We start from the raw sequence: 20,111 nt of genomic DNA on the forward strand, positions 1-20,111 counted from the left end.
CAACCCCGGCAACCCCGGCAACCCCGGCAACGGGGGTGGCAATGGCGGTTCCGGCAACGGTGGCGGCAACGGCGGTCCTGGCAACCCCGGCAACCCTGGCAACGGTGGCGGCAACGGCGGTCCGGGCAACCCCGGCAACCCCGGCAACCCTGGCGACGGGGGCGGCAATGGCGGCTCCGGCAACGGTGGCGGCAACGGCGGTCCGGGCAACCCCGGCAACCCCGGCAACGGGGGCGGCAATGGCGGCTCCGGGAACGGTGGCGGCAATGGCGGCTCCGGGAACGGTGGCGGCAACGGCGGTCCGGGCAACCCCGGCAACCCCGGCAACCCCGGCAACCCCGGCAACGGGGGTGGCAATGGCGGTTCCGGCAACGGTGGCGGCAACGGCGGTCCGGGCAACCCCGGCAACCCCGGCAACCCCGGCAACGGGGGTGGCAATGGCGGCTCCGGCAACGGTGGCGGCAACGGCGGTCCCGGCAACCCCAGCAACCCCGGCAACCCCGGCAACCCCGGCAACGGGGGCGGCAATGGCGGCTCCGGCAACGGTGGCGGCAACGGGGGCAATGGGGGGCCTGGCGGTCGTCCGCCGAGAGATTGATGAATCTTTATCGAGCGCTCCAATCGATGCGTGCGCGTGCCGGAATATGGAGCCTGTCAGTGCTAGCGGTCATAGGCGTCGGCATGCTGTCCGGCGCCTTCCGGCCCCTTGACGATGTCATCGCCTCTGCGCGGTTCTCGGTTCTGGAGAGGCCCGCCACCCAGAGCCTGACGATCGTCGAGATCGATTCCCGAAGCCTGGTCGCCGCAGAGTCCTGGCCATGGGATCGGCGACGGTATGCCCAGGCGATCGACAATCTGATTTTGGCGGGCGCGACCCTGGTCGCTGTCGATGTCGATTTCAGCGCGCCGTCGAACCCCGCGTCCGATCAGGCGCTGGCGGCGGCGGTATCGCGCCACCCCGGCCAGGTGGCGTTGGCGACCTTTGAGCAGATGGAGTCATATGGCGCCGGCGAAAGACGCAGATCGGGCAATCGTCCGATCGCGCCGCTTCTGAACGACTCCTTGCTCGCGTCGGTCAATGTGCCGGTGGATGGCGACGGACGGGTGCGCCATTACGATTACGGCGCCTCAGAAGAAGCGCCGCCATCGGTCGCGGCCCTCCTGGCCGATGCCTCGGTGCGTCAGGGCGCTTTCACCGTCGATTTCGGCATCGAGCAGAAATCGATCCCCCACCTCAGTTTCGAGGACGTCTATAGCGGCCGCTTCGACCCCTCGCTCGTGCGCGGCAAGAAGATTCTGATGGGGGCGACGGCCCTTGAACTCGGCGACGAGTTCGCCACGCCCGTCGGGCTGTTGCCCGGCGTCATCATCCACGCCCTCGCCTACGAAAGTATCGCTGACGGACGGGCCCTGGTCAGCCTTAGCCCGCTGGCTCTTCTGATCCTCTGCGCCGGGCTCGTCGCGGCGTTACAGCCTGTCAGAAGCGGAGGCGGCGCCCTGTGGCGGCTGGTCGTGCGCCATGTCGCCATCACGGCCTTGATCGTCATCGCGCCGATCGTGCTTCAGGCCTTGCTGCCGGTCAGCATCGACATCGCCGCGCTTCTTTTCACGCAGACACTGATGGCGATCTGGGCGACCCGCGTGGAGTTGACGAGGCAAGCCAAGGCGATCGTGCAGGCGCGAGAGGCCGGCCTGCTTCATCTGGCGATGCATCAGCCGGAAACAGGGCTTCCCAATCGCCGAGCCCTGCTGGCGGGCATCGACGACCTGATCGCCACAGCCGAAACCAACGTCGCCGTGTTTGCGATCGGCGTGGATCGCCATGCGGAAATGCGCGGGGTCGTCGGTTATGACGTCGCCAACACCTTGATGGTTCAGCTTGCGGACCGCTTGGCCGATTTGGCCGACGTGGACCTGGTGGCGCAAATCGCGTCCTCGGTGCTCGCCTTCTCGCGGGCCGATCTGTCCGTCGATCAGCAACACGCCCTGGCCAGATCGCTTCGCGCCGTGGAAACGACCTTTACAGTCGACGGCCAGCCGCTGGATTTGTTCGTCCGCATCGGCAGCGCCTCGCAGGATAGGCAGTCGGCGAGCGGCGACGCCCTCATCGAACGTGCGACGACGGCGCTTAACCAGGCCGATCTCTCGGACGACCGTACGGTGCTTTATGACGAGGCGACCTTTGTCGATCCTGACAACAACCTCGCCCTGATGTCGGAACTTCGCGACGCCCTGCGCACGAGCGATGTCAGTCTGCACTATCAGCCCAAGCGCAAGACCTCGGATGGCTCAACGGCTTCTGTCGAGGCGCTCTGCCGCTGGCATCATCCCGTTCGCGGTCGGATCGGGCCGGACCTGTTCATTCCGATCGCCGAACAGACGGGACAGATCAGGGCGCTGACCGAATGGAGCATCGTCAAAGCGATCGAAGATCAGGCCGCGTTGAGGGCCCAAGGCGTTCATCTGGCGATCGCTCTGAATGTTTCGGGACGTCTTCTTGTGGATGAGGCCTTCCGGGCGCGTGCGCTCCAGTTGATCGAGGGCTCCGACGCCGATCTCATCTTCGAAATCACTGAGACTGCCGTCATCGAAAACCCGAAGATCGCGGCCCAGGCGATCGCGGCCTATCGGGCGGCAGGGGTGCGAATCTCGATCGACGACTACGGGGCAGGTCTGTCATCGCTGAGCTATCTAAAAATGCTGAACGCCGACGAGTTGAAGATCGACCGCTCCCTGATCCTTGATGTCCTAGACAGCGGGCGTGATCGCCTGATCATCAAATCCACCGTCGATCTGGCCCACGGTTTGGCCATGACCGTCGTGGCTGAGGGGGTTGAAACCGAAGAAGTGTTTGACGCCTTGTCGGCTCTGGGGTGTGACACCATCCAGGGCTACTGGGTTTCGCGACCACTGCCGTTCGACGACTTGCTTGCCTTTTTCGCGACATCAGATCGGGCCGAAAAACGGGTGATGGCCGGCTAGGGCTGGCTACTGTAGGCGCGACGAGCATATGCTCGCTCAGCGGCCACACGAACGCTTAACTGTGCCTGATATACAACCCATGATAGTAATCGTGAGGTTGGCATGCGGACGTTTGGACCCATTCCTGCTGCAAGGCGACACGGGCGCGAGGGCGTGGCGGCGGTGGAGTTTGCGCTGGTGGGGCCGATCCTGGTCCTGCTGCTGATCGGCATCGTCGTTTATGGCGGCTGGTTTCTGATGGCCCAGTCGGTTCAGGCCCTGGCGTCGGAGGGAGCCAGGGCGGCGATCGGAGGGCTGGACGCGGCCGAGCGCGATGGTCTGGCGCGGCGCGAAGTCAGCGAGGCGGTGCGGGGCGTGGCGCTGAACCCCGATCACACGACCATCGAGGTGATGGAGGACGCCGGCCGCCTGCGGGTCGTCGTCGTCTATGACGCAAGCGATAGTCTGATCATGGCGCTGGGCGGAATGCTGCCGCGTCCGCCGTCCGTCATTCGGCGGTCGGCGGTCATCCATGTGGGCGACTATTGATGAGCGCCCGGGCGCCTTGTCTGCGGCTCCGGTTCGGCGCCGATCGGCGCGGGGCTGTGGCGGTGATCGCGGCGGTCGCGAGCGGTCTGTTGTGTCTGTTCACGGCGGCGGTGATCGACCTGGGCGTTCTGGTCCTGCACACGCGCCGGGTTCAGGGGGCGGCGGATCTCGCGGCGCTGTCGGCGGTGCGAAACCTGGCGCAGGGCGAGGGCGCAGTTTCGCGCGCGGCCCAGGCGACGGTCGAGGCCAATGTGGCGCCCGACGTCTCGGTCACGGTGGCGACGGCGCTAGGCGTCTATACGCCCGATCCGGCCAAGGCGCGCAATGACCGGTTCATGACGGGCGGGATCAAGCCGAACGCCGCGCGGGTCGAGGTCACCAGCCGCGCGCCGATGTTCTTCATGCCGTTGTTGCTGGGCCGCGATCAGGTGCGGGTCACCCGCCGGGCCACGGCGACGACGGGCGGCGGGACGCCCAAGGCCATGATCGCGATCGGGTCGCGTCTGGCGCGACTGGACGGCGGCGTGGCCAATCAGGTGGTCGGCAGCCTGACCGGCTCCAAGGTCTCGCTCAGCGTCGTGGACTATCGTCGTCTGATCGATCTGGACGTCAATCTGCTGGGGTTCACCGACGCCCTGGCGACCGATCTAGGCGTCCAAGTTGGCGACTATGACCGGCTTCTGGCGACCCAGGTCGACGCCGGCCGCGCGCTGAGGGTGCTGCAGCGGGTGGCGGGCGGCCAGGACGGCGGGGCGCTGGGCAAGCTGGCCTCGGCCTCGGTCGGAACGAAGGTCAGGCTGAGCGACCTGATCGGGCTGGAGGCGCAATCGCCCGACGGGATCCGCGAGGGGCTGGACGCGTCGGTCTCGGCCATGGATCTGGTCATGGCCATGCTGGAGGTCGGGGGCGGGGATCGACAGATCGCGCTGAACCTGGGCGTGCCGGCGGGGCTGGCGGATCTGAAGACCAGCCTGGCGATCGGCGAACGGCCCAATCGCTCCCCGTGGCTGACGGTGACGGCTGACGGCCAGCCGATCATCCACACGGCCCAGGCGCGGCTCTATGTGCGGGCCAAGACCGCGCAATCCCTGTCGGGTCTGGCGCGGGTCGAACTGCCGATCCTGATCGAACTGGCGGCGTCCGAGGCGCGACTGAAGTCGCTGTCCTGCGATCCGACGCGCGCGGTCGAGGTCGATGTGCGGCCGGGCCTGGCGCGCGCATCGATCGGTGTGGTGGATGAGGCGAAGCTGGGCGACTTCAAAACCCCGCTGACGCCCCAGCGCGCGACCCTGCTGTCGGTCCTGGGTTTGGTTAGCATCACGGGCAAGGCGGATGTCGAGGCGGCGGCCGCCGGTTTCAGATCGCTAAGGTTCGACGCGGGCGACATCGACAATCAGCGCACCAAGACCATGGCGTCGCGCGGCTTCGCCAGTGGTGCGGTGGCCAGCCTGCTGGCGCGCCTGGACGTGGATGTGAACGTGATCGGCCTAGGCCTGGGGCTCGGCGACCTGACCAAGGCCCTGGGGCGGCTGCTGGAGCCGCTGGGGCCGGTGCTGGACGGCGCGCTGAATCCGGTACTGGACCTGTTGGGCCTGAAGCTGGGCGAGGCCGATGTGACGGTCCACGGCCTGTCCTGCCCGACGCCGGGGCGCGCAACCCCGCGTCTGGTCGGCTGAACCTTAGCCGCGGGCGGGACGCAGGCCTTCGGCCGAGGCCTGCTGCATGGCCGGGCGCTTTTGACCGCCCGAAGCGATGATGCGGTCGATGCGGGCCTTTTCGGCGCGGAAGGCGGTCAGGTCGGCGCCGGCCAGTTCGGTCCCTTCCTGGGTGCGCACGCCGGCGGGATTGATCCGCTGGCCGCCGCGCCACAGCTCATAGTGAAGGTGCGGACCGGTCGAGGCGCCGGTTGAGCCGACGTAGGCGACGATCTGACCCTGGCTGACCCGCTGGCCGGCGCGGATGCCCGAGCCGTAGCGCGACAGGTGGCCGTAGCCGCTTTCCAGTCCGTTGTTGTGGCGGATGCGCAGCCAGTTGCCGTAACCGCCCCAGCGGCGCGCCTCGACCACCACGCCGTCCGCGGGGGCCACGACCGGCGTGCCGGTTCCGGCGGCGAAGTCGATGCCTTGGTGCATCTTCTTGTAGCCCGAGATCGGGTGGGTGCGGAAACCGAAGTTGGACGACACGCGGCGGAAGCTCTGCAGCGGCGTGCGCATCATGGCCGAGCGCAGGTTCTTGCCGTTCGAGTCGAAGAACTGAGCCTCCTTCGCGCCGGCGGGCTTGAAGCGATAGAAGGTCACGCCGCGCAGTTCGGCGTACATCAGGTCGCCCACATCCACCGTGCGGCCGGCTTCGGTCACTTCACGGTCGAAGACCATGGTGAACTCGTCGGTGGCGCGAATGTCGCGCTGCATGTCGAACTTGGTGGCGAACAGGCGGCTGGCCGAGCGGACGATGGAGGCGGTGGCGCCCAGTTCACGCGCGCTGGCCGACAGGCTGCGCTCGACATCGCCCTTCAGGACGACGGTCTCGTGGGTGACTTTTTCTTCCAGCGAACGCAGGCGCAAGGCGCCGTCGAAGCTGCGCGATACGGTCAGCTGCGACGCCGGGCCAGTGCGCATGGTCAGGCCGATCAGGCGGGCGTCGCCCCGGCCGTTGCGCGGTTTGGCGATGGCGGTTTCGAACTTCAGTCCGGCGCGCAGATCGGCCAGGTCGAAGGCGTTGGCGACGGTGGCGGCGACGGCGCTGGCTTCTTCCGGCGCGACGCCGGTACGGCGTACGGCCTGCTCGAAGGTTTCGCCACGGCGGATCTGGACGTTGACGGCCTCGGGCGCGGTCAGGCCGGCGGGCGCGTTGGCGGCGGCGAAGGCCCTGGCTTCCATGGCCGCCATCTGGGCCGAGGTCAGGGCGGGAACTTCTTCGGCCTGAGCGGGTTGATAGGCTCGACCAGCGATCATCGCCACCGAGATTGCAGCTGCCGCCGTAAGCATGTGCGGCGCGAGCCGCATCGGCTGGCGGCGTGGGTCGAACTGAGCCATCGGTCCCCGTCGTATTGCGACGCCTTAGGCGCCAAAGCTTTACTCGTTCTCGAAGATCGCGCCGTATCGCCCGTGGCGCGAAGGCGGTCCTATACCGCGCTTGTCTCATTTTGGAAAGCAGACCGTTACAAACGGTTAACGTGCGTCAGACAAAGCTCGACGGTGCGGGGATCCCGACCGGTCGATTCGCCGTTATCTGGCCCAGCTTGACCGGCAGGAAGCGGCGCCGAACACCGACCGTCACGCTTTGATCTTGTGCTGGGGATAAGGATGACCAAGGTGGACGGCCCGCTGTTTCAATCACGCGATCAATCCGTTTGACCGACACACCGTCCAAGCCAAAGCCAAAGCCAAAGCCGCAGGCCAAGACCCGTCGCATCCTGCGCGCCGTCGCAGTCGGCGTTCTGATTCTGGCGCTGCTGATCGGCGTGGTGGCGGCCCTGATCTATCTCAATCGCCGCGCGGTGGCGCGCAACGTCCTCGTCGGCTGGCTGGACCAGCGCGGCATCCAGGCCGATGTCGAGGTCGAGCGGATCGAGATCGACGGCTTCGTCGGCCGCATCCGCATCGGCGATCCCAAAAATCCCGATGTCGTCGTCGAGCGGGCCGAGGTCGATTACGCCGTCGCCCTGCCGTGGTCGCGGTCGGGCCTGGGCGTGACCCCCAGCCGCATCCGCCTGGTCCGGCCGGTGGTGCGGGCCAGCTGGAAGGGCGGAAAACTGTCGCTGGGCTCGTTGGACCCGCTGGTCAAGGAGTTCACCGGCGGGCCGCCGCGCCCGGATTCGCGCAGCCCCCTGGTCATCGTCGAGGGCGGTCGCGGACGGCTGTCCACCGAATACGGAACCCTCGATATTCTGGCCGACGCCCGGATCGACGATGGCAAGCTGATGCGCTTGGCGGCGCGCCTACCGAAAGCCGCGCTGAAGAGCGGCGAAGCGGAGGCCCAGGGCCTGTCCGGCATGCTGGACCTGACCACGACCGGCGACCGGATGGCGATCAAACTGTCGGCCGCCGCCGATAGCTTCGCGACACCAGCGGCCCGAGGGCAGGGGGCTGCGCTGACGCTGACCGGCGATCTGCCCTATCCAGATCTGAAGACGCGGCGCGGCGACGGCCGGGCGGTTCTGGACGCCCGCCTGACCGGCGAGCGCCTGGGAACCCCGACGCTCAGCGCCCGCAGCGCCGATGTCGCCGCCCGGTTCGACGGCGTCGTCTCCGGCTGGATCGAAACCTTCCGGCTGGACGGCGAAGTCACTACCGCGCTGAAGGCGGCGGCCGTCGAGGGCGCGGACCTGCGCATCGCCGATGTCGCCGCTACGGCGACGCGGGGCAAGCTGACGGTGTCGCGCGACGACGCCGTGCGCTGGCGCATGCGGGGGCCGCTGGCCCTGACCGCCGGTTCGGGACGGACGGGTCAGACGACGATCGGCGGATTGTCGTTGACGTCGCGCGACCTGGCCTTGGGCGGCAAGGATGCGGCCTTCGAGGCGACAGGCCCATTGAGCGCGACCTTCGACCGTTTCGGTTTCGGCGACCTGGCGCTGAAGCGCGGCCGCGCCGACCTGGACCTGGACGTGGTCAGCGACGGCGGGGTTCAGATCGCGACGAACGGATCGCTTCGCGCCGCGCACGGGGCCTGGCCCCTGTTCGGCGCGGTCGGCCCCGATGACATCGCCGAGCTGGCCGAGATGAAGCGCGCGCTGGGACGTTTCGCCCTGAACGCGCCCGCCATCCGCTTCGCCACGGGCGCGGCCGGCACGACCGTATCCCTGTCGCGTCCTGTCACCCTGACGCCCGCCAACGGCGGCGTCCTGACGGTGGCTCAGGGTCAGGGCGGCGCCTATCAGGCCGAGCCGGGGCGGCTGGGCGGCGGGGCGCTGACCCTGACCGCAACGCGCGGCAAGGGCCTGCCGGAAATGTCTGTCGCGATCCCGAACTGGCACCTGACCGAAGGCGGGTTCGAAGCGACGCTGGACGGTCGCGCCCGACTGGATTTCGATCTGGCGCGCGGCATCGACGCCCGGACGCGCGGCGTCCTGGCTATGAACGCCGGCCGGCTGACCTATGCGACATCGGACTGCGTCGACCTGACCGTCGCGCGGCTGGAGCTGGACGAGAACGACGTCCATCAGGTCGCCGGCAAACTGTGTCCCCAGGGCGGTCCGCTGTTGACGTCGAAGGACGGCGTCTGGCGCGTCGCGGGCGGTTTCGCCCAAGTCTCGGCCCAGGCGCCATTCCTCGGCATGCGGTTCGCCGACGCCTCGGGCCGTGTCACCGTCGATGGGACCAAGGCGGGCATCGGCTTGACCGCCAATGTGGCCGCCGCCCGCGTCGTCGACGCCCTGACGCCGGAACGGTTCGAACCGCTTTCCGCCACAGGATCTGCGACACTAGCCAACGAACGCTGGAGCGGCGCCTTCGATCTCAAGGGCACGGGCGCGGCGGCCGCCTATGGTCTCGGCCGCCTGACCTTGGCGCACGATGGCCGCACCGGATCGGGCGGCATCGTCATCACCGCCCCGAACGTGACCTTCGCCGAGCATGGGCTTCAGCCGGCGATGCTGAGCCCACTCGCCGCCGACTTCTTGCAGTCGCCGGTCGAAGGCGTCGTCAGCTTCGACGGGCGTTTCGACTGGACCAAGGACGCCGAACCGACCTCCAGCGGCCATCTGGTGACGCCGGGCTTGGATTTCGTCAGTCCGGTCGGGGCCGTGAAGGGGCTGCGCGGCGACATCGTCTTCAGCAGCCTGACGCCCCTGATCACCGCCCCGAACCAGAAGCTGACGGCCGACAGCCTCGCCGTCGGCACGGCCGTCACGGCGCTGGACGTGACCTTCTCGATCAACGAGGCCGGGGTGCTGATCGACGGCGCCCAGGTCGTCGCCGGCGGCGGGACCGTCTCGGTCGAGCCCTTCAGCGTCCCGCTGGACGCGACCCAGCCCTACAGCGGCGTGATCGTGCTGGATCGGGTGCAGCTGGGCGATATTGTCGCCGACACCGGCTTTGACGACAAGGTTCAGCTGGACGCCGTTGTCTCGGGCCGCCTGCCCTTCATCATGGACCCCAAGCGCGGGCTCAAGATCACCGCCGGCAAGCTGGAGGCGGTCCAGCCGGGCCGCCTGTCGATCAAGCGGGACGTCCTGACCGATGTCGCCGCCAGCGGCGGGGGCGGCGAGGTGTCGGAAAACGTCGTCGAGGACCTGGCCTATCAGGCGATGGAGAACCTGTCCTTCGACCAGCTCAGCGCCGATGTGAACAGCCTGGACGGCGGGCGTCTGGCGGTCCTGTTCCACATCCGCGGCCGCCACGATCCGCCCAAGCGCCAGGAGCTTCGGCTGACGATCGGCGAACTGATCAGCCGCCAGTTCCTGAACCGCAAACTGCCGTTGCCGTCGAACACCCAGATCGATCTGACGCTGGACACGACCCTGAACGCCAACCAGCTGATCTCGGATCTGCTGGCCGTCAATCGCGCTCGCCAGGGTCAGCAGGATGCGACGCCCGCGCCCGTCCCGGCGCCTGCCGATTGAACTTCACCATTCAGCGCGCGTTCATTGGACGGCGTGCTATTAGAGACATCACCCTCGGCCGAACCGGAGCCCACGTCATGATCCACAAGCGCCAACTGGCCGGCCTCGGTTTTGGAGCCGTCGTCGTCGCCCTCGCGGCCTGCGCCCCGACCATCCGTCTTGAGGTCGCGCCGATCCAGATCTACGCCAAGCTGGACGCCGACGTGCGCGTTCGGCTGGACCAGGAGCTGCAGCAGCTGTTGCAGCAGAACCCCAACCTCTTCTGATTTCCCGCTTCTCTCTGAAAGGGACAGGCTGACATGACCTTCCGCAAACTCTTCGTGATCGGCGCCGCCGTTGCGGCTCTGGGCGTCGCGGGCGCCGCCATCGCCCAGACCAGCGCCCAGAAGGCGCAGATCGACCAGGCCAAGGCCGCTGGCACCGTGGGTGAGCAGGCCGACGGTTACCTGGGCTTCCGCACCCCGACCTCGGACGCCAGCCTGCGCGCAGCCGTCGACGCCACCAACTCCGGCCGCCGCGCCGCCTACGCCCGCAGCGCCGCCGACGCGGGCACTTCGGCGGATGTCGCCGGGGCCCGGATGTTCGAGGCCCAGCTGCTGCCCCGCATCTCCTCGGGCCAATGGTACCGCAACGCCCAGGGCCAGTGGGTCCAGCGCTAAGGACCGCAAGTTTCCACCCCTCGGGCGATATCCCCGGGGGGTGTGTGTATCTTGGCGACCAGTCGGCGGCGTCAGGCGGCGGCGCGTCGATCCATCAGCGCCGGCAGCAGCAGCCCTTCGGCCAGCGCCCTGACCACCGGCACGGCGACCGCGTCGCCCATCAGCTTCAGCGCCGCGCTTTCGCTCGACGGCAGGCGATAGTCGTCAGACACGCCCATCAGCCGCGCGGCCTCGCGCCCGGTCAGCCGCCGAACCCGCGCCAAGCCCCGATTGCACACCACCACATATTGACGCGACGAGCCGCCGGCCGGCGTCCTCAAGCATCCGGCCAGGCCATCGAACCGGATTTCCAGGCGCTGGACCTTGCGGCCGTTCTCGGTCCGCACCCGGCGATAGGCGGCGCCGACGCAACGCTGTCCAGAGGCCAGGGCCGACGCGATCCGGGCGCGGTGCAGCGGCGCGGCCAGGGCCAGGATGGCGTCCGCATCGTCCAGCCAGTTGACGGCGTCGTCCGGCTCCAGAATGGCCGCCAGGTCCGGATTGCGCTGCGACGGCGAAGGCAGCGACCACCAAGCCCAGGCCGCCTTCACCGCCTCGGGCAGGCGCGCATGGGCGGCGACCAGACGCGCTGAATGGAAGGGCTGGGTCGGACCGGCCGCGCGCGGGGCCTCGCCCTGAATGGCCACAACGAACAAACGCGGGCGCGACTGGGGCAGCCAGTGGGCGGCGTCCATCTCCAGCGCGCCGACCGTATAGCCCGCCTCGACCATCGCCGTGCAGACGGCCGCGAAATCCCGCCCATGACCTGATGTCAGCAGGCCGATCACATTCTCCAACACGATCACGCGCGGGCCGCGTCCCTCGGCCGCCAGCACCTGCATCAGCCGCCAAAAGCCCCAGAAGGCGCCCGACCGCCCGGCCTCCAGCCCGCCGCGCGCGCCCGCCAGGCTGACGTCCTGACAGGGCGACGAGGCCCAGGCCATGTCGGGCCGTCCCAGCAGATCGTCGACGGTCAGGGTCCAGACATCGCACTGACGAAACGGGGTATGTGGATGATTGGCCGTGAAGGCGCGCGCCTTGGCCCCGTCCATGTCGTTGGCGAAGACGGTGTCGATGCCGGCGGCGGACAGTCCCAAACCCGCCAGGCCGCCCCCGGCGAAGAACTCGAATGCGGTGGGGCGAATCGACATGGGACCAGCATAACCCAGCCGCGCCCCTTGACCGAGGGCGGCGGGGACCTCACCTGCGCCCGAACCAAAAGGAGCCGTCATGCGCCTCATTCCGCTCGCCGCCGCCCCGCTCGCCATCGCCCTCGCCGGCGTCTCGCTCAGCGCCTGTTACGACCGCGAGGATTCCAAGCCCAAGCCGGCGCCGCAGCCCCAGGCCGCCGTCACCCTGGGCGGGGTCGATCTGGGCCAGCCGGTGCGGGCGCTGGGGACCGAACCTTTCTGGGGCGTGGAGATCACGCCGGACGCCCTGATCTACACCCGCGTCGATCAGCCGACCCAGCGCGCGCCGAACCATGGCGCGACGGTCCAGGGCACGGTCGCGACCTTCGCCAGCTCGACCAATCTGAACAAGGCGCTGAACGTCGTGCTGATCGCCACCGAATGTTCGGACGGCATGAGCGACCGCACCTATCCGCTTACGGCCAAGGTCGAGATCGGCGACGACGAGCTGACCGGCTGCGCCGCGCCTGCGTCGATGCTGACCACCCAGCCCGCGCCCTAGCGCGTGATCGTTTCGGATCGGGGCGCAACGCGGCCCCGTCCGAAGCGTGAATCATGCGCTCAAAGAGAGCGTCACCACCATTCGGCGTCGCGCAGCATCCGGGCGTAGCGGCGGCTGACCGGCGCCGACAGACCGCCGTCCAGCGTCAGGGTCGCGCGCCCGTCGCCGCGCTCGACCCCGCGCACCGCCTCGCGCGCCACCCACCAACTGCGGTGCGTCTGGGCGCCCTCCAGCCCCTCCAGCTCCTCGACCGCATCCGACAGCCGCATCAGGATCAGATCCGATCCCCGGTCGGTATGGATGCGCAGATAATGGTCCTCGGCCTGCACGGCCCGGATCGTCGCGCCTTTCAGCTTCATCGGCAGGCGGTCCAGAAACCGCACGGGCCGGGCCGGCGTCTCGGGGGCCGCCGCATGGGTCTGGACCGGCACGGCCCGCCCCAGAAAGACGTTCAACGTCGTCACCGCCGCCGTAATGACCAACACAGGCACGATCAGCTGCGGCAGCACCGCCAGCGGATAGAGCCTCTGGGCGAAGAACAATCCCGTCGCCGCCCAGACCAGCACGCACAGCGGCCCGGTGATGATCAGGACCATGGCCGCAATCGTCAGCCAAGGCCGCTCGTCCGAATCCAGAAATCGGCTGACCAAGACGCTGCACAGATGCCCCCAAAGCCCGCCCAGCACCATGATCACCACCCAATAGGCCAAGCGCACGGGCAAGGACGCTCCCGCGCTGCCGAAAGCGCCGGTCACCGCCAGAAAGACGCCCGCCAGAACGGCGACGATAAGCCCACGCAAAAAGGTGCGGCGGCGGTCGGCGGCTTGGGACGTCATGGCGGCTTTCGGCATCTGGAGGTCCCGCCTTGAGACCATGATTTCCAACCTCGGGAAAGTCGGGTGGGCGTTGGCGCAGTCTGGACGGCCGTTGGCGAAAGCCGGGATGCAATGATCGAAGCGCCGCGGCAAGGCGGTGGAAACGGAGATATCCCCATGCCTCGTCTGTCTCGCCTCGCATCGTCTGCCTTGGCTCTGACGCTGCTGATCGTGCCGCTCGTCGCCTATCTTTTGGTCGACGGGGGACGGATGTTGAGCGTCGGCTATGCCTTTCACGCCCCGCGATGGTCGCTGCTGTTCGCCTCGCCGACGACGATCCAGGTCCATGTGGCGGCGGCCGTGACGGCGCTGGCGATCGGAGTCGTCCTGCTGGTCGGGGTCAAGGGAAACCGGCTGCACCGGACTCTGGGTTGGATGTGGGTGATGGCCATGGCGACCACGGCGGTCAGCTCCTTCTTCATCCATCAGCTCAATCCGAACGGACCCGGCGGCCTGTCCCTGATCCATCTGCTCAGCGGTTGGACCGTGGTCGCCCTGCCGATGGCGGTGTACGCCGCCCGGCGTCACCGGGTGGCGGCGCATCGGCGCGCCATGATGGGGATGTTCGTCGGCGGACTGATCGTGGCCGGCGCCTTCACCTTCCTGCCCGGTCGGCTGATGTGGGCCGTCTTCTTCGGCCCGAACTGATCAGGCCCTGGACGACATTCCGACCACGGCCCGGAACCCGGCCGCCGCGAACCGGACCATATAGTCGCCGGCTGTCTCCAGATCGCCAGACCGCGCCCGCCCGTTAGACAGCCGGTCCAGACGCCCCGTCTCGCCCAGCGTCAGGGTCAGGGCGCCCGACAGATTGTGATAGCCCCAGTACAGATCGACCTCGCTGGCGTCGGGCAGCACCTTGGCGATCAGTTCGATCAGCCGGTGGATGGCCGGGTCGAAATAGCGCGCCATCGTCTCGCCGCCGAAGCTGGGGTTGGCGTTGGTTTGGGCCACCAGGGCGGAATAATGTTTCCAGCCCGGTCCGCCTTTCAGCGACCATTCGAACGGCGGCCGCAGGAAGGCTTCCAGCAAGCCTTCCAGAGTCATGTCGTCGCCCGCCGTCTCGGCATAGCGGTCGATGGCGGCGACGCGATCGTCGTTCCAGACCTCGGCCCGGCGCAGGAAGACCGCGTCGAACAGCTCGCGCTTGGCCCCGAAATAGTAGTGGACCAGGGCCGTATCGACGCCGGCCTCGCGCGCCACCTCGCGGATGGTGACGCCGTAGAAGCCGTGTTTGGAGAACAGATCCTCGGCCGCATCCAGGATCAGATCGCGCGTCTCGCCCGCCGCCTTGGCCTCGGTCTTGGGCGGGCGGCCGCGCCGCGCCGGCGCAGCGCCGGCCGCCTTGCGGCGCGCGGCGGCGACGGGGCGGGAAAGGGGGGCGGCGGCGTCCGGCTTGCTCATCCGGCAAGGCTAGGCGCACGACCGCAACGGTGCAACGGCGCCACGGTCGGCGATCCAAGTGACGCTGCGTCAGTCCAGTGTTTGACAGATTGCCGAAACCGGGTAGGTTCCGTGAAAATCATTGAACGCTGAATAAAAGCGTCCATCGGGCTGGAAACGACAAAGGGGTCTAGGATCATGAACCGTCATGTGAAGTGCGCGCTGCTGGCCGGCGCGGCGTGGGGCGTGCTTGCGGGGGCTTCGGTCGCCCAGGACGCGGAAGCCGCGGCCCAGGCGGCGAACGCCGACCAGAGTGCGGCGACCGTCGACGACATCGTCGTCACCGCCCGCCGGCGCGACGAGCAGCTGAAGGACGTGCCGATCGCCGTGTCGGCCCTCAGCGCCGAACGGCTTGAACAGACGGGCGCCGTCAACATCACCGCCCTGCAGCAGCAGACGCCGAACGCCACGGTCCAGATCGCGCGCGGCTCCAACTCCACCCTGATCAGCTTCATCCGCGGCGTCGGCCAGCAGGATCCGCTGTGGGGCTTCGAGCCCGGCGTCGGCCTCTATGTCGACGACGTCTATGTCGCGCGTCCGCAGGGGGCCGTGCTGGACATCTTCGACATCTCGCGCATCGAGGTGCTGCGCGGACCGCAAGGCACGCTGTACGGCCGCAACACCATCGGGGGCGCGATCAAATACGTCACCAAACGTCTGGGCCAGGATCCCAGCCTGACCGCACGCGCTGAGGTCGGCGCCTATAACGAGCACAACTTCCTGCTTTCGGGTTCGGTCCCGGTCGGCCAGACCTTCGCCATCGGCGGTGCGGTCGCCACCTATAACCACGACGGCTACGGCAAGAACCTGAACACCGGTCAGGACCAGTACGACAAGGACGTCACCGCCTATCGCGCCAGCGCGGAATGGACGCCGAACGACAACCTGTTCTTCCGCCTGGCGTGGGACCGGGTCGAGGACAACTCTAGCCCTCGCCACGGTCACCGCGAGGTCACCTCGACCGACGGCCTGTGGCGCGCGCCGGCCGGCAAATACGACACCTACGCCGGCATCACCGGCGAACAGAAGGTCGTGACCGAGGGCGTGGCTCTGACCGGCGAATACCGGGTCAACGACATGCTGACCCTGAAGTCGATCTCGGCCTATCGCTCGGGCGACACCGCCACCATTATCGACTTCGACCAGACGCCGAATCCGACCCTGGACGTGCCGGCCATCTACGCCGACCACCAGTTCAGCCAGGAGTTCCAGGCCCTCTTCACCGGCGAGCGCTGGTCCGGTGTGGCGGGCGTCTATTATCTGGACGGCACGTCGTCGGGCGTGTTCGACACCATCGCCGGCAATCTGGGTCTGTCGATCGCGGCAGCCGGGTCGGTGGACACCAAGTCCTTCTCGGTCTTCGGCGACTTCAGCTACGATCTGACTGACCGCCTGCACCTGTCGCTGGGCGGCCGTTACACCCGCGACGACAAGGACGCCGCCGTCCTGCGCCAGTTCTATCTCGGCGCCACGCGCAGCCCGCTGACCGGCGGCACGCCGCGCGCCGTCTTTGCGACCCGCACCAACTATACGGCATCTGACACCTTCGAGAAGTTCACGCCGCGCGCCAGCATCTCGTATGATTTCAGCGACGAGATGACCGGCTACGCCTCGGTCAGCCAAGGCTTCAAGTCGGGCGGCTGGGACATGCGCGGCGACGCGGCCCTGGTGCCTCAGACGGTCGACGGCTATCAGCCCGAGACGGTCACCACCTATGAAGTCGGACTGAAGGGATCGGCCTTCGATCGCCGCATGAACTTCGCCTCGGCGATCTTCTATTCGGACTACAAGGACCAGCAGATCACGACCCAGCAGGTGGCCACGCCGCCCGCCGTCGGCATCGCCTCGGTCGTCGACAACGCCGGCGCCTCGACCATCTACGGCTTCGAGCTGGAAGGGTCGGCCTATCTGACCAGCGACATCACCGCCAACTTCTCGGTCGGCTATCTGAAGAACGAGTTCGACGAGTTCATCACCCGCATCACCGGCACGCCGGTCGATATCTCGAACCTGCGCGAGCCCCAGAACTCGCCGGAATGGTCGGCCTACTACGGCATGACCTGGCGCGGCGACATCCTGGGCGGCGAAATCCGCGTCACCCCGTCGCTGTCCTACCGTTCGGACTACCATCTGTTCGATACGCCGGACCCGATCCTGGATCAGAAGGGCTACGTCCTTGCTGACGCCAGCGTGGTCTGGACGGCCCCTAGCAAGCGTTGGGAGGTCGGCCTGTTCGGTCGCAACCTGACCGATGTCCGCTACAAGGTCGGCGGCTACAGCTTCCCGGGCGCGACCTACAACAACTCGATCAGCGCCTTCTACGGCCCGCCGACTACCTATTCGGCGCGCCTGACCTATCGCTTCTGATCCACATCCATAACGCCTGACGACGAGGGGCGGCGGTCTCCGGGCCGCCGCCCCTTTTCGCTTTGTCGGGCCTATTTTGCACGGGGCGGACTTGCGGCTAGGCTCGCCGCAACGAACAACAAGACGCCGAGGGGAAACGCCGATGACGACGGAGACGCTGACGGTCAAGGAGGCGCGGCCCGAGCAGCCTGAGCGGCCCGGCTACCGTTACTATGTGCTGGCGGTCCTGATCCTGATCTACATGCTGAACTTCCTGGATCGCCAGATCATCGGCATCCTGGCCGCGCCGCTGAAGGAAGAGTTCGGCATGTCCGACAGCCAGTTCGGCCTGTTGGGCGGCATCGCCTTCGCCTCGGTCTATTCGACACTGGCCATTCCCCTGGCCTGGCTGGCGGATCGATTCAGCCGGGTCTGGATCATGACCGGCGCCTTGGCCGTCTGGTCGGGCTTCACCGCCCTGTGCGGCATGGCCGGGTCGTTCGGCCAGCTGTTCCTGTGCCGGATGGGCGTGGGCATCGGCGAGGCGGGCGGCGTGGCTCCGGCCTATTCGCTGATCGCCGACTATTTCCCGCCGCATCAGCGCGCGCGGGCCATGGCGGCCTTCGCCTTCGGCATTCCGCTGGGCATGGCGGCGGGCACCCTGGTCGGCGGCCTGCTGGCGGCGACCTACGGCTGGCGCACGGCCTTCATCGTGGTCGGCCTACTGGGCGTGCTGGTCGCGCCCCTGCTGCGTCTGACGGTGCGGGATCCCAGGCGCGGCGGAACCGACGCCATCAAGACCGAAGCCCAGGTCGCGGCCCTGGCCGCCGCCCCCGTCGGCACGGATCGAGCCGGCAAGATCGCCGCCCAGATCATGCTGGGCCTCGGCGCCGGCCTGCTGGTCCTCGGCGCCTTGAGCTGGCTGATGGGTATGTCGCTCGGCAATCCGCTGGTGCTCGCTTTCGGCGGCCTGCTGGCGGTGGTGATCGGCGTGTCGCTGATGATCGCGCGCCGCACCGCCTCGGTGGTCATCCGCAAGCCCAGCTTCTGGCTGCTGGGCCTAGGCGCCGCCTCATCGTCGGTGTGCGGCTATGGCGTGGCCGGCTGGCTGCCCCTGTTCTTCATGCGCAGTTTTGACCTGACCCTGAAACAGACCAGCATCTACTACTCCGGTATCGCCCTGATCGGCGGCATCCTGGGCATCTGGCTGGGCGGCATGATCGCCGACAAGCTGTCCAAGAAGGGCAAGGGCGCCTATCCGCTGACGCCCGCCATCGCCTTCCTGATCTCGGCGCCATGTTTCATCCTGGCGATGAACTCGCCCTGGCTGATCGGCCTGGTTCTGCCCGGCGGCGGCAGCCACGTTCAGCAGCTGACCCTGGCCTTCTTGATCTTCCTGCTGCCGACGGGATTGAACCTGGCCTGGCTGGGTCCGATCACGGCGGCGGTCCAGCATCTGGTGCCGGCGGCCATGCGCTCGACAGCCTCGGCCCTGTTCCTGCTGTTGAACAATCTGCTCGGGATCGCGGTCGGCTTCTACTATTTCGGCTGGATGAGCGACCTGCTGGCACCGCGCTTCGGCGAGGAAAGCCTGCGCTGGGCCATATACACCGGCATGGGCTTCTATGTGCTCGCCGCGATCCTGCTGATCGGGGCGTCGCGCACCCTCAAGAGGGACTGGGTCGACTAAAGGGGGCCTGTGGACGGTTGCACCTGCGAAGGGGTGGGGCCTATAAGCCCCGCAACTCTCCCAGCAGCGGTTGCGACGGTCCCCCATGAACATTCACGAATATCAGGCCAAGCAGGTCCTCAAAGGCTTTGGCGCCCCGGTCGCCGAAGGCGTCGCGGTGACGTCGGTCGATCAGGTCGAGGCGGCCGCCAAGTCGCTGCCCGGTCCGCTCTATGTCGTGAAGTCGCAGATCCACGCCGGCGGCCGCGGCAAGGGCAAGTTCAAGGAACTGCCGGCCGACGCCAAGGGCGGCGTTCGCCTGGCCTTCTCGGTCGAGGAAGCCGTCGCTCACGCCAAGGAAATGCTGGGCAACACCCTGGTCACCGCCCAGACGGGCGACGCCGGCAAACAGGTCAACCGCCTCTACATCGAGGACGGCGCCGACATCGAGCGTGAATTGTACTGCTCGCTGCTGGTCGATCGCGCCTATGGCCGCATCGCCTTCGTCGTCTCGACCGAAGGCGGCATGGACATCGAAACCGTCGCCCACGACACGCCCGAGAAGATCCAGAACATCGTCATCGACCCGAGCGCGGGCGTGACCGACGCCGACGTCGCCGCCATCGTCGCCGCCTACGGCCTGACGGGCGCCGCGGCCGAAGACGCCAAGTCGCTGTTCCCCGCCCTGTACAAGGCCTTCGTCGAGAAGGACATGGACATGCTGGAGGTGAACCCCCTGATCGTGATGAAGGACGGCCATCTGCGCGTTCTGGACGCCAAGGTCAGCTTCGACGGCAACGCCCTGTTCCGCCACGACGACATCAAGGAACTGCGCGACGAAACCGAAGAAGACGCCAAGGAAATCGAAGCGTCCAAGTGGGATCTCGCCTACGTCTCGCTGGACGGCAACATCGGCTGCATGGTCAACGGCGCCGGTCTGGCCATGGCGACGATGGACATCATCAAGCTGTACGGCAAGGAGCCGGCCAACTTCTGCGACGTCGGCGGCGGGGCCGGCAAGGAGAAGGTCGCTGCGGCCTTCAAGATCATCACCGCCGACCCGAACGTCCAGGGCATCCTGGTCAACATCTTCGGCGGCATCATGAAGTGCGACGTCATCGCCGAGGGCGTGGTCGCGGCCGTGAAGGAAGTGGGCCTGAAGGTGCCGCTGGTCGTGCGTCTGGAAGGCACCAACGCCGAACTGGGCAAGAAAATCCTGAACGAGTCGGGTCTGACCATCCAGGCCGCCGACGACCTCGACGACGCCGCCCAGAAGATCGTCGCGGCGGTCGGCTAAGGCTTCGGCCTTACTC

At 67.8% G+C, this 20,111-nt stretch carries 16 protein-coding genes; 12 read left to right on the plus strand and 4 right to left on the minus strand.

Annotated elements, in window-relative coordinates; all coding sequences use genetic code 11:
- The 4 genes from AC3WRC_RS11370 to AC3WRC_RS11385 all read left to right on the plus strand — a co-directional run.
- Positions 1–598 (plus strand): hypothetical protein (locus AC3WRC_RS11370; protein WP_492303932.1); only part of this gene is annotated, 598 nt, incomplete at its 5' end.
- Between the two features lie 59 nt (positions 599–657).
- A complete protein-coding gene (locus AC3WRC_RS11375; protein WP_492303933.1) occupies positions 658–2,982 on the plus strand; it encodes a putative bifunctional diguanylate cyclase/phosphodiesterase in 2,325 nt (774 codons plus the stop codon).
- Positions 2,983–3,084: 102 nt separating this feature from the next.
- Positions 3,085–3,510 (plus strand): TadE/TadG family type IV pilus assembly protein, encoded by a 426-nt coding sequence (locus AC3WRC_RS11380; RefSeq protein WP_492303934.1) that lies wholly within the window; start codon positions 3,085–3,087, stop codon positions 3,508–3,510.
- Positions 3,510–5,186 carry a TadG family pilus assembly protein gene (locus tag AC3WRC_RS11385; RefSeq protein ID WP_492303935.1) on the plus strand — a complete coding sequence of 559 codons (1,677 nt, stop codon included), beginning with the start codon at positions 3,510–3,512 and terminating at the stop codon, positions 5,184–5,186. The genes AC3WRC_RS11380 and AC3WRC_RS11385 overlap by 1 nt, the downstream gene beginning before the upstream one ends.
- 3 nt (positions 5,187–5,189) lie before the next feature.
- Here AC3WRC_RS11385 and AC3WRC_RS11390 read toward each other — a convergent pair whose 3' ends face one another.
- The gene (locus AC3WRC_RS11390) at positions 5,190–6,545 is read right to left on the minus strand and encodes a M23 family metallopeptidase (protein ID WP_492303936.1); all 1,356 of its coding nucleotides are present in this window, start codon (positions 6,543–6,545) and stop codon (positions 5,190–5,192) included.
- A gap of 317 nt (positions 6,546–6,862) precedes the next feature.
- On the opposite strand from AC3WRC_RS11390, the gene AC3WRC_RS11395 reads away from it, so the two are divergent.
- From AC3WRC_RS11395 to AC3WRC_RS11405, 3 genes are all read left to right on the plus strand, one after another.
- Complete coding sequence (locus AC3WRC_RS11395) at positions 6,863–10,075, plus strand: intermembrane phospholipid transport protein YdbH family protein (protein WP_492303937.1); 3,213 nt, start codon at positions 6,863–6,865, stop codon at positions 10,073–10,075.
- A gap of 77 nt (positions 10,076–10,152) precedes the next feature.
- A complete protein-coding gene (locus AC3WRC_RS11400; RefSeq protein ID WP_055754620.1) occupies positions 10,153–10,341 on the plus strand; it encodes a YnbE family lipoprotein in 189 nt (62 codons plus the stop codon).
- Positions 10,342–10,374: 33 nt separating this feature from the next.
- The gene (locus AC3WRC_RS11405) at positions 10,375–10,734 is read left to right on the plus strand and encodes a DUF1318 domain-containing protein (RefSeq protein ID WP_055754619.1); all 360 of its coding nucleotides are present in this window, start codon (positions 10,375–10,377) and stop codon (positions 10,732–10,734) included.
- A gap of 71 nt (positions 10,735–10,805) precedes the next feature.
- Here the strand turns inward: AC3WRC_RS11405 and AC3WRC_RS11410 are convergent, their stop codons facing one another.
- The gene (locus AC3WRC_RS11410; RefSeq protein ID WP_492303938.1) at positions 10,806–11,924 is read right to left on the minus strand and encodes a DNA cytosine methyltransferase; all 1,119 of its coding nucleotides are present in this window, start codon (positions 11,922–11,924) and stop codon (positions 10,806–10,808) included.
- 79 nt (positions 11,925–12,003) lie between these two features.
- Here AC3WRC_RS11410 and AC3WRC_RS11415 point away from each other — a divergent pair, with 79 nt between their 5' ends.
- Positions 12,004–12,465 (plus strand): COG3650 family protein, encoded by a 462-nt coding sequence (locus tag AC3WRC_RS11415; protein ID WP_284878205.1) that lies wholly within the window; start codon positions 12,004–12,006, stop codon positions 12,463–12,465.
- Positions 12,466–12,536: 71 nt separating this feature from the next.
- Here the strand turns inward: AC3WRC_RS11415 and AC3WRC_RS11420 are convergent, their stop codons facing one another.
- Entirely contained in the window at positions 12,537–13,316 is a 780-nt protein-coding gene (locus AC3WRC_RS11420) for a LytTR family DNA-binding domain-containing protein (protein ID WP_284878204.1), read from the minus strand.
- 141 nt (positions 13,317–13,457) lie between these two features.
- Between AC3WRC_RS11420 and AC3WRC_RS11425 the strand changes: the two genes are divergently transcribed.
- Positions 13,458–13,988 (plus strand): DUF2306 domain-containing protein, encoded by a 531-nt coding sequence (locus AC3WRC_RS11425; RefSeq protein ID WP_492303939.1) that lies wholly within the window; start codon positions 13,458–13,460, stop codon positions 13,986–13,988.
- Here the strand turns inward: AC3WRC_RS11425 and AC3WRC_RS11430 are convergent, their stop codons facing one another.
- Positions 13,989–14,744: a TetR/AcrR family transcriptional regulator gene (locus tag AC3WRC_RS11430; RefSeq protein WP_492303940.1), complete on the minus strand. Its 756-nt coding sequence runs from the start codon at positions 14,742–14,744 to the stop codon at positions 13,989–13,991.
- A gap of 177 nt (positions 14,745–14,921) precedes the next feature.
- Here AC3WRC_RS11430 and AC3WRC_RS11435 point away from each other — a divergent pair, with 177 nt between their 5' ends.
- The 3 genes from AC3WRC_RS11435 to sucC all read left to right on the plus strand — a co-directional run bounded on the left by AC3WRC_RS11435 (position 14,922) and on the right by sucC (position 20,095).
- Positions 14,922–17,150, plus strand: coding sequence for a TonB-dependent receptor (locus AC3WRC_RS11435; RefSeq protein ID WP_492303941.1), 2,229 nt, complete (start codon positions 14,922–14,924; stop codon positions 17,148–17,150).
- Between the two features lie 142 nt (positions 17,151–17,292).
- The gene (locus tag AC3WRC_RS11440; RefSeq protein WP_492303942.1) at positions 17,293–18,819 is read left to right on the plus strand and encodes a spinster family MFS transporter; all 1,527 of its coding nucleotides are present in this window, start codon (positions 17,293–17,295) and stop codon (positions 18,817–18,819) included.
- 85 nt (positions 18,820–18,904) lie between these two features.
- Entirely contained in the window at positions 18,905–20,095 is a 1,191-nt protein-coding gene (gene sucC / locus AC3WRC_RS11445) for an ADP-forming succinate--CoA ligase subunit beta (protein WP_055808784.1), read from the plus strand.
- The last annotated feature ends 16 nt before the right edge of the window (positions 20,096–20,111 follow it).

This window comes from Brevundimonas sp. EU05-FHT14B07, from assembly GCF_058790795.1.